The organism is Scytonema sp. UIC 10036 (assembly GCF_009725235.1).
The window spans coordinates 16,945-32,277 of record NZ_WJFC01000155.1 but is presented as its reverse complement, the minus strand read 5'-3'; the positions used below and the strand labels follow the sequence as shown (position 1 = coordinate 32,277).

At 45.3% G+C, this 15,333-nt stretch carries 15 protein-coding genes, 3 pseudogenes and 2 CRISPR repeat arrays; of the genes and pseudogenes, 6 read left to right on the top strand and 12 right to left on the bottom strand.

Annotated features, from left to right (window positions below; genetic code table 11):
- Positions 1 to 155: 155 nt before the first annotated feature.
- Positions 156 to 3,182, top strand: coding sequence for a Tn3 family transposase (locus F7734_RS44255; RefSeq protein WP_207714348.1), 3,027 nt, complete (start codon positions 156 to 158; stop codon positions 3,180 to 3,182).
- A 94-nt stretch (positions 3,183 to 3,276) separates the two neighbouring features.
- Here F7734_RS44255 and F7734_RS44250 read toward each other — a convergent pair whose 3' ends face one another.
- On the bottom strand, positions 3,277 to 3,480 hold the full coding sequence (locus F7734_RS44250) for a hypothetical protein (RefSeq protein WP_155750721.1): 204 nt from the start codon (positions 3,478 to 3,480) through the stop codon (positions 3,277 to 3,279).
- Positions 3,481 to 3,567: 87 nt separating this feature from the next.
- On the opposite strand from F7734_RS44250, the gene F7734_RS61225 reads away from it, so the two are divergent.
- Positions 3,568 to 3,774 (top strand): hypothetical protein, encoded by a 207-nt coding sequence (locus tag F7734_RS61225; RefSeq protein ID WP_166482525.1) that lies wholly within the window; start codon positions 3,568 to 3,570, stop codon positions 3,772 to 3,774.
- Positions 3,728 to 4,387, top strand: coding sequence for a tyrosine-type recombinase/integrase (locus F7734_RS44245; protein ID WP_155750720.1), 660 nt, complete (start codon positions 3,728 to 3,730; stop codon positions 4,385 to 4,387). The genes F7734_RS61225 and F7734_RS44245 overlap by 47 nt, the downstream gene beginning before the upstream one ends.
- Before the next feature lie 228 nt (positions 4,388 to 4,615).
- Positions 4,616 to 5,180: a CRISPR direct-repeat array (repeat unit 36 nt; unit sequence GTTTCCAACTAATCCGATTTAACCCAATCGGTAGGG).
- Between the two features lie 17 nt (positions 5,181 to 5,197).
- Here F7734_RS44245 and F7734_RS44240 read toward each other — a convergent pair.
- Positions 5,198 to 5,434, bottom strand: a complete 237-nt coding sequence (locus F7734_RS44240; RefSeq protein WP_155750719.1) for a hypothetical protein — start codon at positions 5,432 to 5,434, stop codon at positions 5,198 to 5,200.
- Positions 5,435 to 5,507: 73 nt separating this feature from the next.
- Here F7734_RS44240 and F7734_RS66445 point away from each other — a divergent pair.
- The 3 pseudogenes from F7734_RS66445 to F7734_RS64430 form a co-directional block, all read left to right on the top strand.
- A pseudogene (locus F7734_RS66445) lies at positions 5,508 to 6,266 on the top strand (pentapeptide repeat-containing protein); the annotation flags it as partial.
- A 59-nt stretch (positions 6,267 to 6,325) separates the two neighbouring features.
- Positions 6,326 to 6,394, top strand: a pseudogene (locus F7734_RS66440) (hypothetical protein); the annotation flags it as partial.
- 74 nt (positions 6,395 to 6,468) lie between these two features.
- Positions 6,469 to 6,549, top strand: a pseudogene (locus F7734_RS64430) (hypothetical protein); the annotation flags it as partial.
- Here F7734_RS64430 and F7734_RS62465 read toward each other — a convergent pair.
- From F7734_RS62465 to F7734_RS44190, 10 genes are all read right to left on the bottom strand, one after another.
- Positions 6,526 to 6,750, bottom strand: coding sequence for a hypothetical protein (locus F7734_RS62465; protein WP_207714347.1), 225 nt, complete (start codon positions 6,748 to 6,750; stop codon positions 6,526 to 6,528). The pseudogene F7734_RS64430 and the gene F7734_RS62465 overlap by 24 nt on opposite strands.
- Positions 6,751 to 6,901: 151 nt before the next feature.
- Positions 6,902 to 7,609: direct repeats of the CRISPR family, unit length 37 nt; unit sequence GTTTCAATCCCCTTGCGGGGCGTTAGGTAAGTGAAAC.
- A gap of 306 nt (positions 7,610 to 7,915) precedes the next feature.
- Entirely contained in the window at positions 7,916 to 8,515 is a 600-nt protein-coding gene (locus tag F7734_RS44230) for a hypothetical protein (protein WP_155750718.1), read from the bottom strand.
- Between the two features lie 92 nt (positions 8,516 to 8,607).
- The gene (locus F7734_RS44225) at positions 8,608 to 9,519 is read right to left on the bottom strand and encodes a hypothetical protein (RefSeq protein ID WP_155750717.1); all 912 of its coding nucleotides are present in this window, start codon (positions 9,517 to 9,519) and stop codon (positions 8,608 to 8,610) included.
- Between the two features lie 14 nt (positions 9,520 to 9,533).
- Positions 9,534 to 9,878 (bottom strand): hypothetical protein, encoded by a 345-nt coding sequence (locus tag F7734_RS44220; protein WP_155750716.1) that lies wholly within the window; start codon positions 9,876 to 9,878, stop codon positions 9,534 to 9,536.
- Positions 9,879 to 9,982: 104 nt separating this feature from the next.
- Positions 9,983 to 10,189: a hypothetical protein gene (locus F7734_RS44215; RefSeq protein WP_155750715.1), complete on the bottom strand. Its 207-nt coding sequence runs from the start codon at positions 10,187 to 10,189 to the stop codon at positions 9,983 to 9,985.
- A gap of 40 nt (positions 10,190 to 10,229) precedes the next feature.
- Entirely contained in the window at positions 10,230 to 10,424 is a 195-nt protein-coding gene (locus tag F7734_RS44210; protein ID WP_155750714.1) for a hypothetical protein, read from the bottom strand.
- The gene (locus tag F7734_RS44205; protein WP_155750713.1) at positions 10,421 to 13,945 is read right to left on the bottom strand and encodes a plasmid replication protein, CyRepA1 family; all 3,525 of its coding nucleotides are present in this window, start codon (positions 13,943 to 13,945) and stop codon (positions 10,421 to 10,423) included. The genes F7734_RS44210 and F7734_RS44205 overlap by 4 nt, the downstream gene beginning before the upstream one ends.
- On the bottom strand, positions 13,942 to 14,085 hold the full coding sequence (locus F7734_RS44200) for a hypothetical protein (protein WP_155750712.1): 144 nt from the start codon (positions 14,083 to 14,085) through the stop codon (positions 13,942 to 13,944). The genes F7734_RS44205 and F7734_RS44200 overlap by 4 nt, the downstream gene beginning before the upstream one ends.
- A 414-nt stretch (positions 14,086 to 14,499) precedes the next feature.
- Positions 14,500 to 14,841, bottom strand: coding sequence for a hypothetical protein (locus F7734_RS44195; protein WP_155750711.1), 342 nt, complete (start codon positions 14,839 to 14,841; stop codon positions 14,500 to 14,502).
- Positions 14,838 to 15,020 carry a hypothetical protein gene (locus tag F7734_RS44190; protein ID WP_207714346.1) on the bottom strand — a complete coding sequence of 61 codons (183 nt, stop codon included), beginning with the start codon at positions 15,018 to 15,020 and terminating at the stop codon, positions 14,838 to 14,840. Before F7734_RS44190 ends, F7734_RS44195 begins: the two co-directional genes overlap by 4 nt.
- Positions 15,021 to 15,333 lie beyond the last annotated feature (313 nt).

Below are 15,333 nucleotides of genomic sequence, written 5' to 3'. Positions count from 1 at the left end.
GTTGGAAGCATAATTTGTCCGAAACATAATTGGAAGCATATAGTGTCCTTTACTGCCAAGTTATGCTCCTAGTTACAGTAAGTCCTAGCTTTTTTGAAGAATTTTCGGCGTGTGGTGAAAAGAAGATAAAATACTCTGCACCAAGCAACTGAGGGATGTCCAAGACGCGGGGACAACTTTCCGGATTTGATGTTGTAAATATTACTGTAATGACCGTAATTGAACGTACAGCTTATCCTCGCTTTAAACAATATCCGTCAGCTAAGGAGTTGGCTGAATTTTATACACCAACGCCAGAAGATATCAAGTTTATTAAACCCCGTGTCAAGAGCCATGAAGGGTTACTAAGTTTTATGGTCATGCTGAAATCATTCCAGCGCCTTGGTTATTTTCCACATCCAGAACAGGTACCGATTGCTGTCATTAAACATTTACGCTCGTGTCTAAAATTACGTGAGTGGGTTAAGGCAATTCCTTCTGAACGGCAACGTCGTAATTACGAACAGGCAATACGTTCGTACTTAAGGGTCAAACCTTACGACAAAGTTGCCCAAAAGCTGATAGCCATAATGGTTGCAAAAGGAGCAGAAGTTAAAGACCATCCTGCTGATTTAATTAACATTGCCATTGAGGAATTAATTAAGGAACGGTATGAATTACCTGCCTTTAGCACTCTTGACCGCTTGGTTAATCATGTGCGTTCCGTTACTAATTATCGACTATTTTTACGTGTTTCTCAGGGATTATCAACTCTGGAAAAAGCTTATTTAGACCAACTGTTATTAGGAGAAACTACTGACTCAACTGCTACTCTTAATTTACTCAAGTCTCCACCTTTGAGTGAATCTTTGTCGCATATGCAACAGTTGCAGAAAAAGTTTAATCAGTTGATGACTTTTGGTGATGCCAAACGATTACTATTCCCGTTGCCTCCTGCCAAAGTTAAGTATTTGGCGGCACAAGCGGCAGCTTTAGATATATCGGAATTTCAAGATATCAAACTTCCAAAACGTCGTACCTTATTGCTATGTCTGTTGTATCAAGCGCAGGTGAAGACTCGCGACCATTTGGTGGAGATGTTTCTCAAGCGTATTCAAAAAATTATTAATAGTGCCAAAACTAGACTGAGAGAATTACGAGAGAAACATCTGGAGCAAACTGAAGAATTACTGAGTCTTCTGGCACAAGTGTTGACTGTATCAAATGAAACTGAAGACAACGCTACTTTAGGGCATCAAGTACAAACTCTATTTGCTGAACGTGGTGGTCCAGAATTGCTGTTGAAGCAATATGAAGAAATTGCTGCTTATAACACTAATAATCACTTACCTTTAATGTGGCACTTTTACTCACGTTACCGTAAACTATTGTTTGAACTAGTCAGTTCATTAGATATTCACTCAACTTCTGCTGATGATTCACTAATAAACGCTCTAGCATTTGTGTTAAAAAATCAACAGAAACGCACTAAGCACTTACCAGCAGATATTGATTTAAATTTTATTAGCAACCAATGGCGTTCTTTGGTTTTTACTCGGATTGAAAACACCGAGATGTTAGTGCGACCGCAACTAGAAATTTGCATTTTTTCTTACCTAGCTACCGAGTTAAAAACTGGAGATGCTTGTGTAGTTGGGTCAGAAAGCTATGCGGATTTCCGTGACCAGTTGCTGAGTGCAGATGAATGTACCCCGATGATTGAACAGTATTGTCACGAACTTGGTTTTCCCTCTAACCCTGAAGACTTTGTTGAACACTTGCGTAATGAATTAATGCTTGTTGCAGAATCGGTAGACCAAATCTGCTCAGATGGTAAACAAGTCACAATTAGTTTTGATGGTGAACCCGTACTGAAACGGATTGCACCACCACCCGCCCCAGAAGGCGTCGAAGAATTAGAAGAGGCAATCCGTCAAAAAATTCCAGAACGCAGTATTTTAGATATTCTTTGTAACGTTGAGCACTGGTTAAACTGGACGCGGCATTTTGGTCCTCTATCTGGGAACGAACCTAAAATGCAAAATGCAAGCGAACGTTATATCCTCACTGCCTTTGGCTACGGATGCAACCTTGGACCCAATCAAACTGCCCGTCATACCAAAGGTGTAGTTACCTCTCACATGATTTCTTACACCAACCGCCGCCACATTAGTGTACAAAACTTGGAGGCAGCAGTGAGGGATATGATTAACGCCTACAACCGTTTTCATCTGCCAACTCTGTGGGGTACGGGGAAAAGAGCCGCCGCAGATGGTAGTAAGTTTGAGGTTTATGAGAATAACTTACACAGCGAATATCATATCCGCTATGGTGGCTATGGCGGTATTGCTTATCACCATGTTTCTGATACATATATTGCCTTATTCACCCATTTTATCACCTGCGGTGTCTGGGAAGCAGTGTATATTTTGGATGGGCTGCTGAAGAATACTTCCGATATTCAACCAGATACCTTGCACGCAGATACTCAAGGTCAGTCCGTTCCAGTGTTTGCCTTATCTTATTTTCTTGGTATCAAATTGATGCCTCGTATCCGGAATTGGCAAGACTACAGTTTCTTTCGTCCAAGTGTTGATGTGGTGTACAACTACATCGACCCATTGTTTAAAGAGGTAGCCAATTGGAAACTGATTCAAACCCATTGGCATGATATGATGCGTGTCATACTGTCGATTAAAGTGGGTAAGGTTATGCCATCTACGCTACTCCGTAAGCTGGGAAGTCGTAGTCGCAAGAATCGCCTTTATCAAGCTTTTTGTGCATTGGGGGAAGTAGTACGGACAATTTTTCTATTGCAGTACATCTCTGATGCTGGAATTAGACAGCAGATTACGGCTTGTACAAATATTGTCGAGAAATACCATCACTTCTTGGATTGGTTATTTTTTGGTAAAGAAGGTGTCATTACAGAGAACGACCCCATTGAACAGGAAAAACGCTTAAAGTATCTCGATTTGATTGCTAGTGCAGTCATTCTACAGAATACGGTTGACCTAACAAAGGCAATTCAGGCACTTACAGCAGAAGGATATCCAGTAAAACCCAAGACCCTTGCTGCTTTGAGTCCTTATATTACCAGACATCTTAAGCGTTTTGGAGATTATGTTGTGGATCTCAAAAACATCCCGCAACCATTAGAGTCTGCAATTCCTCTTCCCCAAGAAATTTTTGATGGCAATTGAGGCAATGCTACGCTGCCCTAACCTTTCAAGCCTAACAGTTAATGCTTAATTTCATTAAAAAGTCAACCGTAATTTACTTTCTTAGTCAGTAGCATTAATTTTTCAAAAATACCTGAAAGCTTGACAAGATAGGGCTTTCCAGACCATCTTGCATGATTTTACAAAGATCTCGGCTCAATGCCCCTATTGCTTCTCTCACTACCTCTGCCTCTGACCTTCCTGTCAGATGGGCAATGTTCTTTATCTTCTCTGCCCACTCAACCGGGCATCTTGCCCCAAGCATGGGTGATTCTGCCATGATTGCTACCTCTGCTATCACTCCCAGTACAAGGATACTAGAATCGGGCTGTGGACGCTGATATCAGTGCTAGCATAAGCCAGACTTATGATTGAGGGCTGGAATGAGGTTTTCTCGTGCGAGGGGAGAACGGGAAAAGATAAGGACGGGTTATGGGATGCGATCGCTCACGGAAGAATAGGAGTTGTGGAAACTTCCTCTGTCGGAAAAAGGTCTATTTTTCCGACAGCAGGTATTCTTACGCTTTATGCAAAACCTTCCCACAAGAGAGAAAAATACAAAGTATCGGTCTAGAGAGTATCTTACCGCCACAGAGGTCAAAACTCTATTAGATGCGGTTAAGAGCCGTAGCAAGCACCCCGCTCGTGACTATGCCCTAGTACTGCTCATGTTTCGCCATGGGTTGAGAGCAAGTGAAGCTATTAACTTGAGATGGGACGCCGTAATGCTTGAGCGTCAGGAAATCTTCATTAACAGGCTCAAAGGCAGTGAGGACGGTACACACGTTCTCCAGAATGACGAGATTGAATGCCTCAAGACAATTAAGGCGCTATACCCTGGTTACCGCCACATCTTTGTTCATGACCGTGTTAAGCAGCGCATAGCGGACAAAAAGTTCATGGATGCACTCAAAGAGAAGAAACTACCGAACGACGCCGCAGAGCAAATGACATTGGACGCGATCGCTAAAATCTTTGAACGAGCTGGTGAAGTCGCTAACCTGGGAATTAAGATTCACAGTCACATGATGCGTCATAGCTGCGGCTACTTCTTAGCCAGTCAGGGGATGACTACCAGGGACATCCAAGAGTTCTTAGGTCACAAGAACATCCAGCACACTGTCAGGTATACCAAGCATAATGCTGAGCGCTTCAAGCAAATTAACTGGAGTTGGGAGAAGAAATGATGACAACAAGGTTCATCCAGCATTTGCAATGACAGTTCAGTTCAAAAGTACTATAGGGTTAGTTTCTGAGGCTTGACCCACAGGCTAAACAGCTCAAGAAGAGAACCAAGAAAGCTGCATAACACAGCGATAAGCGCTGCCTACCATCTCAGATGACCGCACCCCATTCCTTGCACTCACCATAACAAACCATTAAGCCCTGTGCAATACAGTTACATTGCACAGGGCTTCTTTCTCTAATCCGATTTGACCCAATCGGTGGGATGACGACGGAACAAACGGAGACACCATGTTCTGGAGAAACGGGTTTCCAACTAATCCGATTTAACCCAATCGGTAGGGGGGACTCCTGCCGAAGAAAACCCCGAGACTCCTGATTGTTTCCAACTAATCCGATTTAACCCAATCGGTAGGGCTAAACGCAAGTAAGTTCTATTTACTTGTGTCCACAAGGTTTCCAACTAATCCGATTTAACCCAATCGGTAGGGAAGTGTGTATGATGCCTGTTTACAAACAGGAGGTATAAAGTTTCCAACTAATCCGATTTAACCCAATCGGTAGGGCGTCACGGCAAAAAATGTGACGAGCGTTAACACAATGCAAAAGGTTTCCAACTAATCCGATTTAACCCAATCGGTAGGGTCTTTGGCAACTGGTCAAACAACGCTATTCGCATTGTTTCCAACTAATCCGATTTAACCCAATCGGTAGGGTACTTGTGTCCACAAGCGAATAAAGTTAACACATCTTTAGGCCGTTTCCAACTAATCCGATTTAACCCAATCGGTAGGGAGTTCGTCTAGGAGACCTTACCCAGTAAAGGTTTCAGCCGCCAAATCGACACCACTGTTAAAAGTATAGTACATCCTCCCAGAAATCGCACAAAACACATACCTCAAACCCTTGTACAGCAAGCAATCGACACCACTCAACGAAAAATATAGGGTTGAGACGATTTGGCAAGTGGTGTCGATGGATAATTCTGAGAGTGCGATCGCATCCCAACTGACCACTGGCACTTTTTGAGATTTTGGCTTTGTCAGCAAAACTTGACTTTCAATGCATAAGTTCTTTGCGCTTACCACTAATAATGATGTAGAGGGTTGTTTGGGGTGATTTATGGGTGCATGGCGCGATATATCCGCTAATTTTGGCGAATTCTTGTCTTTTAGGCGAAAGCTATTGATACGAATTGCTACCTTAGCTGCCTTGCTTGGAGCGATCGCAGCTTTTGCAAAACTGTATCCCTTTAGGGGTGTTGGTGGGTGGACTGGTATCGGAAAAGACTCAAACAAATCAGTAACCACAGAATATGAAGCCAATCCCATAACTAAAGAAGTTATTAAAATAACGCATAAGGAAACTGAAAACTTCCAATCTGCCAAGACTTTGTGGGAATGGTTGCAATTTGGTGGCGCGATCGCTATTCCTTTGGCACTATTTTACTTTGAACGAGCAGAACAGAGACGATCTGAAAAGCAGGCTGAAACTGAGAAAAAAATAGCAGACAACAACTTACGCGAGCAAGCTCTAGAGGCTTATCTTGATCGGATGTCAGAACTGCTGATAGACAAAAATTTAAAAGTATTGATTGGCAAAAAATTAGAAGAATCAGATTCCGAAGACCCTGTGCTAGATGCTGCGCTTGACATAGCACGCGCTAGAACATTATCGGTGCTCCGAAGGCTGGATCAAGACACAGAACGAAAGGGTAGCGTTATTCGTTTTCTGGCTGATGCAGAACTTATAAGCTATATGGAATTGGATTTGAACGGTCTCGACCTCCACAATACCGACTTCAGCGTTCCAACCTTGAAAAAACTATTTATCACAAATGCTAACCTCAGCGGTGCCAACCTCAGCCGTGCCAACCTCAGCAGTGCCAACCTCAGCCGTGCCAACCTCAGCCGTGCCAACCTCGCAGTGCCAACTCAGCCGTGCAACCTCAGCCGTGCCAACCTCAGCAGTGCAAACTCAGCCGTGCCAACCTCGAAGGTGCCTACCTCAGCAGTGCCAACCTCAGTTATGCCAACCTCAGCCGTGCAACCTCAGCCGTGCCAACCTCAGCCGTGCCAACCTCAGCCGTGCCAACCTCGAAGTGCCAACCTCGAGGTGCCTACCTAGCTATGCCTATCAGCTATGCCAAAAATCTAGCTCCTGAGCAAGTCAAATCTGCCAACAATTGGGAGAAAGCAAAGTACAGCGAGGAATTTCGCGCCAAGCTGGGTTTACCACCAGAACCTGCTGAGTAGATCGGGAGAGTAGCGCTCAAAGATTTTCTTGAAGACAGATTTACTATACTTTGCGATCGCCTCTTCCCCTGTTCCTGTATCGCCAAACCCCGCCAGCAAGATGCAGTCATCAAAAGCTTGCTCTACCCCCTAAATTAACGTTTCATTGAGCCAGAACAAAAGTACTATATAAGTCCCGTAAGATTAAAGTACTGCGACATCAAAAAGCCCACTGCCGTTGGTGGGCTTTGTTGTTTATGCGATCGCTAGAACAGTGGCTTAGTTTCAATCCCCTCGCGGAGCGTTAAACAGGTGAAACGTTACGCCTGCGTTTCTCAACAAATTAAAGTTATACCAGTTTCAATCCCCTTGCGGGGCGTTAGGTAAGTGAAACCTCCAGCTACTATAGGAGGACTGTTAAGCGCTTAACACTGTTTCAATCCCCTTGCGGGGCGTTAGGTAAGTGAAACTCGGCAAGATGGGCACAAGGTAGAAATAAAGCACATGAAGTTTCAATCCCCTTGCGGGGCGTTAGGTAAGTGAAACAGTTTATAAAAAAGAGCCGACTGATAACGATAGATTGTTTCAATCCCCTTGCGGGGCGTTAGGTAAGTGAAACCAAAGTAAAATAAAAGTTAATACTGATTTGGAAGTGTTTCAATCCCCTTGCGGGGCGTTAGGTAAGTGAAACAATAATATAAACGTGAAACAATACTCAAAGCTCCACTAGTTTCAATCCCCTTGCGGGGCGTTAGGTAAGTGAAACCATCAATTTTGTCATAACGTACTTTAACAGATCGCGTTTCAATCCCCTTGCGGGGCGTTAGGTAAGTGAAACACTCAAGTCGCTCCCAGTTCTGCCATCGCTTGTTATTAACTTGTTTCAATCCCCTTGCGGGGCGTTAGGTAAGTGAAACAAAAAGCATATTATCTAGGTCGTCTATGTCGGTAGGGTTTCAATCCCCTTGCGGGGCGTTAGGTAAGTGAAACCCTTGGGCTTGGAATGACCTTTTCACAAGAGTTCTACGCTTCATTTTGGCAAAGCTCTTTCAAAAGTCGATTTCAGCCGTTGACAACTTGCTCTTCATGCCTAGTTGAAACCCTAAAACTATTATGTTGTCAAGGTTCTGGGCTTTTGGCAGACCCCCTAGGGTTTTCGCCCGTGCTTCGGTTCGCCAAAATTAAGTATAAAATGTTGATTTCATTTTGTCCAGCATTTTACTGAAGGCGATCGCCCACCAAACAACTTAACCACACGTTTTTTTTAATGATAAACACATTAAAGAGTGTTTAAATTTAAACAGTCTTTTCGGACAATGCATTGATGATTTTGTCCAGGGTTGAGGGTAGGGGCAGGTCTTCAGTTGCAGTTTGTTGGGCGATCGCTCTTAAGTTATCAGCTGTGTTCAAAAGCTCTGCTTCTTCCTTCTCGGTCAATGGCTGGGTTTGTGTCTGCCTTTGAAGCAGTATTTCTCGATAAATTGTAGTAAACCTTCTAAGAATCTCTTCGGTAGGCTGGTTGGAATATTTACAGAGCAAGCGCGTGCTTAATCTGAGGTCTGTAAGTATCTCTTCCTCTTCTGAAAGTCCCCATCTGAGCCTTAAAAGTACTGTTTTTAAAAGCGCTTCAGCTGCTTCAACTGCTACTGTCGCTTCCGGCATATCGCACCTCTTTTGTATCCTTTTATATCCGTTTAGGTGCGAAATAAACGCACCCCACTCTGACTTAGACCCCGCACACTTAAGCCAAGGCTGGCGATCGCGCATTCTTTGAGATTGTCGCTGTCTCCGTTCAAGGCTCCATGTCTTATCACTAGCTTTCATCTTGCCGTTTTGGGGGATTGTATTGCCGTTCTGTAAGTCTTTGCTGGCAAGGCTTTTGTTCGCTTTCGGCAATGACTCTTGCCTTTTCTTGCCATTTTAAATTGCCGGATCGCAGATTGTTATTGCCGCTTCATTTCCGTTTCGACAAGGTCGCTCATCTTACCTCAACGGGGCGTTGTTTTACCAGACACAATTATCTGGTTGCGGTTATTCAGTTCCACGCGAGTTACTGGGTCTTTGAGTTCAGAGGGATTGATTCCCAGGCAGGGATTTTCTGTCAAAGCTGTTCGCAGTCTCTCTAGACTTTGCAAGTACTGTGCCTGGACGCTTAAGAACTCGGTCAGTTCTAGTTCAATACTTGCCCGTGCTCTAACAAAATCTCGAAACTGCTCTCTATTCTTGGTATCTGGTGCTCCTAATGGCTGTCGCTTCCAGAATTCTATGTTTTTTTGCAGCTCTGCGATCGCTCTCCTTGAATTCTCAATAGTTCCTTGAGGAGTAGAAAGCCCTTGCCACATGGGGACATGAGCATTGGGGTCAACCTGCTTTTTCTGCTCTAAACCTATCTGATATTCTGCTTTTTTGATGGCAAGCTGCCGCTCCTCAATCATTGCCTGATATGAAGCCAATTGTGCTTCCCTTGCTTCTTGGGGGCTTGGAGCATGATCGAAGGCGTGCCAGTATTTTGTTTCTTGATCGGCGTATCTTGTCTGATAGTCCAGTTCATTGAGTAGAAATCGAAGGCGTTCTTCTAAGGCAAGCTTATCTTGGGTTAGTTGCGCTTCAGCTTCTTTGGCGAATGCCAAGGAGGCACGTGCAGCAGTCAGAGTTTCAGCCTTCTCTTGTTGAGTCTTTGCAGCAGATAGCATTTCTTTGAGTGCATCCAATGGCTCAAGTTCGCCCGGTTTCGGCTGCCATTTGGGTTGAGTTGTGGCAATATCAACAGCTTCTTGAAACTGGGATACCCGTTCCCTCTGGCGTTCCAGTTGCTCTTGTTTGGTTGCGATCGCACCTCTCACTTGCTCTATTTGAGTCTGGAGTTGTTCAGTTATAGATTGCTGTGTCTTTGCTGGCATAATGTGTGTGATCTCTAACGTTTTGTTGGCTGTCCGTTCCGCTCAATTTGCTCTGCTCTTTGACGCCGAATTTCTTCTAGGCTTGGTTTTTCCTCATCAAGACGCAGTATTACTCCGCCAAAAATATCGGAAAGTGGCTGTATGGTTGCGGTTTGGTGTTTTTGGTCTCCCCGGAGCCTTTTTGAAAGTTTGTCAATTTTCTCTAATTTCTTGCGCCGGATTTCTTCCTGTTCGATAGGGTCTAGAACGGTAACTTCCCAGTGACTGCCCAAATCTTTAATTAAAAAATCGTTTTTGGGCAATCGAATAGATCTACTCTGCCCCCCTTGCTCTGCTTGTTTTTGAATTTTTCCGGGCATTCTTCTCCTTTTGGTAAATAGGCGTTTGTTTGAGTCCTATTTCAATAGTACCAAGGCTGCTAACTGCATACACATCCAGCATTAGTTGCGATCGCAGCAACACATCAAAGACCGTTTAAATTTAAACAGTCTTTTTCAATGTATTTGATAGCTGTAGTCTTTGCTGCCACTGACAACCTCCAGATACCTTGCAGCTGCCGCAACATCATATCTAGCAATTGATTGCGCCTGCCTCCTGCGGCAAGGAATTGCAATCGGCAGTAGCCGCTCATACATAGCAATCTCTTCTGCGGTAGCGGGCTTATATTCATATTCTTGTGACTCCATTGTTGGTTTCTCCTATCATTGGGTTCAAAAAAGCTTGCCCTGTTCAAATTCAAGCAGTCTCTGCCATTTAGCAAGGCAAGCCGTTACTTCCTCAGCGCCAACTCTACACCCAGCCGCGACTTCAAGCAATGCGATCGCTTCGGTGAGCTTTTTCTGTCTGATGTATTGTTTGAGTTCCACAACCTGTTTGTGGTTTAGATGGATGTGTTTTTGCATCATGCCGCCTCAGTTTGTACCAATGAGTTTTCCTTCCACCAATTCGCCCAATCCAAGACCCACTGCCCGAATTCCATCGGGAGCAATTTAACCGCTTCCTCAACTGCGTGCATGGGGTAAAAGTCAAAATATGTTAGGAGCGCTTCTGAATTTTCGCAACGCTGAAAATCCCTTGCCATTGAAGCCAAATTTTTTGGTTGTAGCCACTCATCTAGTTGATCCAAATCAGTAATCTCAGGTGTCACTAACTGAGCCGAAATGTAAATACTGTCTATATTTGAGGGCGGTTGGTGACACTCGAAACGGCGCTCAAAAGCTCCCCAGGCAGCTGCATAGTCGCCCGTTGTGAGGGCAGTGGTATCAACCTGACAAAACCACACCCTTAGCCCTTCCACTCTGCGCTGGCGTCTTATGAGAGGTACTCCTAGCTTGTCCAGAACTCTCCGCAAGAGATAGCAACCATCACTATCCTGGTTGGCATTAATACCTAGTGCCAATAGTATCAGCTTGCGGTTAGCGATCGCCCGTTCCTTAAAGTCCCGCACGATTGGTGAATTAGCCTGCCACTCAAGATGTGATTGTTGGGCTGCTTCCAAGAATTGCGGGATTTCCAGTACTTGTAGCGCTTTTAGTACAAGTGTACGGGTGCGGACATCCCAGGGCATATCCTCATTCTCAATCGCCTTATACAAGCGCTTGGTGTCGATGTCCTTGGCGACTTCGGGGTGATATAGCATCCACCTTAATTCCTGCTTGCTAATCCACATAGGGTCTTTCAAGTACCGCTCAAAGATGAAGTTTGGGGTCAACTCAAGACCGGGCAGTCGGTCTTTCAGTGTGGCTTTGATTGCCTTCCAGCGCTCTTCTGGCTTTGCATCTGGCGAAGACAGGATGTCATAAGCCGCTTGGATGGAAATGTCTTCAGAGTTTGCTATAATACCAGCCCACTCTCGAAGAATGTCTTCTTTATGGTCTGCGATCGGGTTGTTCGGGACAATCTCGTTACCCCCAACCATGCCCATCACAATCACGTTATGTCCAGCTTTCCTGAGTTCCTCCGTCAAGTTCTCTCTCAAGTTGGCTCGTGACCAATTATCCTTGGCAACAATCTCAGCCAAAGTTTCAAAGTGAGGATCGGTGTAGTATTCACTTGTAGCATCACTGTAGGGAGCAAAGGCAGGGAAATTTAAGCCAAGTTGCTCAATGGTTCGTTGGCTGGTTTCAATCAAGCTCTTAGCGACTACCTGTGGTAGGGGGGATCTGCTAGCCCGGTTATCTATTGTGCTAAAGGTCTTGATAAAGATGTGCCGATCGCAGTTGGTTCTAAGCCGCCCTAACATCTGCTTGCAGCCCCAATGGTTGATGACCCCGAAGAAACAGCCCCAAACACCATCGAAGTAATCTTGAATGGTAATATCCAAGCTTGCCTCAGCTGTGGGAGAGTAGATAATGTAGTCTGGCTGGTTTTCCTCTATCCATTTATCTGGATTGGTCAGGAAAGCATCAACCCTGGGATCTTCCGCTTTAGTAAAGGAATCTATCCGCAATCCGCGAAGCCCTATTGCCTGAAGTTGGCGCTCTAAGGCTTGCCCCCAGCGTTGGGAGTCGGTAGGTATTAGCAGCTTTTCTCCACTGGCTGCCGCGTCAAGCAAGCGGTTCTCAAAATCCTTTCGAGAGTTGGGTCTTTGCTCTCCCTGTGGCGTAACTATACCACTGTGGAAGAAACACCGCCATTCAAAACGCTTGTGGATATTGTGGATCAAGTGGATTTGCTTGCCGCTCAGTTTTTGCAGGTATCGTAAGGAGACCGGGGATATGTCCGCATCTGCCGCAATGATGTACTCTGCCTGTTGCAGTACCTTGGTGAAACAACGAAGCTTTTCTCTGCGATCGCGACGACAAGTCGGACTTTGAAGCAGAGCATTGACAATCTTCTCTACTTCCTCTAAAATAACGACCTTCTTGGATGGCAACTTGGTGATTGATTCTACACAAGCCCCGATCCAGGGAATCTCCGTATACTTTACTGCTCTGTTTTGCAGATCCCACAGGAAAGAAATTTTATCTGCCACCTCCGAACTGCGGCAGGTTTGGATCAACAGGGAGTTCCTATAGCTCAATAGCAACCCATCACTAAAATGGTTGATTGCTTGCTTGATTAGAAAAGTTTTACCACTACCCATTCCCGCCGCCAGCCCGTAAATGCCGGGGGTGAGATTCTCCAAGGACATCTCTACATACTTAGAATCCTGCGTTTCAGTTACGTAGGGGGTGATGTCTTGCAGGGCTTGCTGGGTCTTTTGAACGCGCTCGGGATATTGTGCCAGCCATTGCACCTTTTGTTGGTGCTCCCAATCTGCTAAGTAAGAATCAAATCCGCGCTCCCACTCGCTTTGGGACGACTCTTGGGCAATATACTGCTCATATTCTGCGGTGCTTGGCTCAGCTTCACCCTGCTTTTGGGAATCGCAATCTTCGCTTTTATAACCGCCATGAGCACGGCACAACTCGGTAAACTCCGCAATTGACAGCATGGAAACTGCTTGATGCTGTTCCAAAGTGATTTCATCAATGTCTTGCCCGGATTTCTCAACTTGCCCCCACCACTCAAAAACAACCGTGTAGCCAAGTTCTTGGAAAAACTTTGCTTCATTCAGCCATCGGGCTGCAACCTGCTTGTTTTTCGTATCTCCCGCGTCCAAGGGCAAAACAATCCGTTTGGGCTGCAGCTGTGTCAGAACTTCTTTAACTTGCTCTGAAGATTTGGAGAAAAGCGCCCCTGATGCGCCAATGAAGGGCAGATTTAACCGACAGCTAGCGACATAGGGCTTTAAAATCCCTTCGCAAGCTCGCAGGTCTAAAATGTCCGCTCCTTCTGGTACACAGACGGTTATTGGTAGTTCTCCGTTTGGCAAGTGGGAGGAGCGATCGCCCGCAGCCCATCTGTACTTGCCCCCATCGATTACTGAGTCCAGCCGCAGCTGCCAGCCTGAGAACTTACCATCAAGCGTGCGGGTTGGGCAAGCAATTCCCCTTCCGGCAGCTCGTAGATATCCTCTGCTGATTCCTGGTAGGTTAGGTGGCAGAGATAGCTTCAGATCTGTGTTCGGGACAATGGTAAAGAACCCGCCAGCATCAATTTGCTCATTTGTTAGCCCTCTGTCACGCAGCTTCTTCCGATGCTCAATTGTTAACCCAAGGTTTCTCGACAAGACCCTAATTGCCCCATCGCGTTCCTTTGCGGGCAGCGCCTTGGCTAGCTCCTTCTTTCTCTGCTCTTCCCACAATTGACGATCTGCCAATTGTCGCCTGCGAACTTCTCTTAGCTGTTCGGGAGACCTCCCGTCATCAACAGCAAACATCGCAAAGCCTAGAGTGTCTTCGCCTACAAATCTCCAGCCCGATGGCGCATCCACGCCAGCACGGCAGTGGACAAGATCTGTGGCTTGTGATTGACGGCAATCTTTCCGAAGTCCCCCACAGATGGGGCAACCTTTTTTAAGTGGGAGGAAGCCGTGGTTCATGATGCCACCTCCTGCAAGCCCGCAATCAGTAGCTGGCTTTTCTCTTGCGATGCTTGGCTTCTGCCGATTGATGAGGGTGTTAGTTCGATTATTCCGAACTTCTGAAATTGAGTTGTGTTTGTGGTATAATTTTGTTGCATGATTGGATACCTTCCTGTTTACGTGTAGGAAGAACCCGCCAGTGGTGCAACTAAACCAAAAGACTGTTTATATTTGAGCTATCATTCAAATATATTGGTATCAGCCAGCAATTGTCTTGTCTTTTTCATCGCGCTATCCATCGCCATTTTCTTTCGTGAGGGGGTGCTATTACGAAAAAAGTGGGATAAGATATTTTTAAATGTTCTAAAATGCGATCGCTAGCTTTGTGGTCTCTGGTCTTTTTGGTTGGTCGATCACCTGGCGACTCCTTCCTTTTTATGTTTACAAAAAATACAGTATCGCAACTATTGAACAAGGTCAATTTCCTTGCGATGTGTTCCCTCCTTATTTTTTTTAGGAGGGAATTTTTGCTGTTTATTGTGGTGCAGGTATGGGTTCGGTTGCGATCCGCATTAACTTGTAGGCGGATTACTACCATTGCCTCCTTGCCTAAGTAAATATTCCCAGATGCGTCGGATTTCGGCTTGGAAAGTTTGCCGATCGCGCTCTGCCTGCTCCCGAAAGGTTTGGAGTTCAGCTTTGGTTTGCTCCCGATCGCTTTGCGCCTCCTCAACAAAATCGCCAATCACCCCAACAAGATGGCTGATGCTATCTTGCAGTTCTTGCTTGAGTTCTGCTTGCTGGGAAGTTAATTGAGCGATCGCAGCTGTATTGGTTTGTTGCTGGTTGGCTACTCGTTCAAGAATCGCTTCTATCCGGTCTAACCTACTGGGTGGTTCTGCTGTGTTGGTCATTTTTCTTCCTTAAATTTTTCTTGTAAAGCTTTAATTACAACTGCATAAACTAATTGAGGTACAGTACGTATTTCTGATTCTGCCCATTGCTTCAGCTTTTCGTACTCATCCTCTTCAAAACGGAGCGTCACTCGCGGTTTCTGTGTGGGCATGACAATAGAATAGACTACTGTAGTCATTTTGCCCCATTTTACCCCTAACTATCCTAAGTACGTCATTTGACTTTAAAATTGACATTTGACGTACCTGTTGCTAGTATAGCAATGTAAGCGCGAAACGACCAGAGCGAGCGTAAAACGTATGACGTTCCCAGTTTGGTTGCAACACGAGGTCTAATATCGCTTACAACTCAGATTTTCAAGACTTCTAGATAGTTGCATTCATTGCGGCAGCTTTGCGCTGCGGCACCTGAACCATGACAATCAGCCCTAGAATAAGCGCCAAGGTAAATCTGCTCTGTAGCGTGAGAGAAGACTCTGACAGATAAAGCAG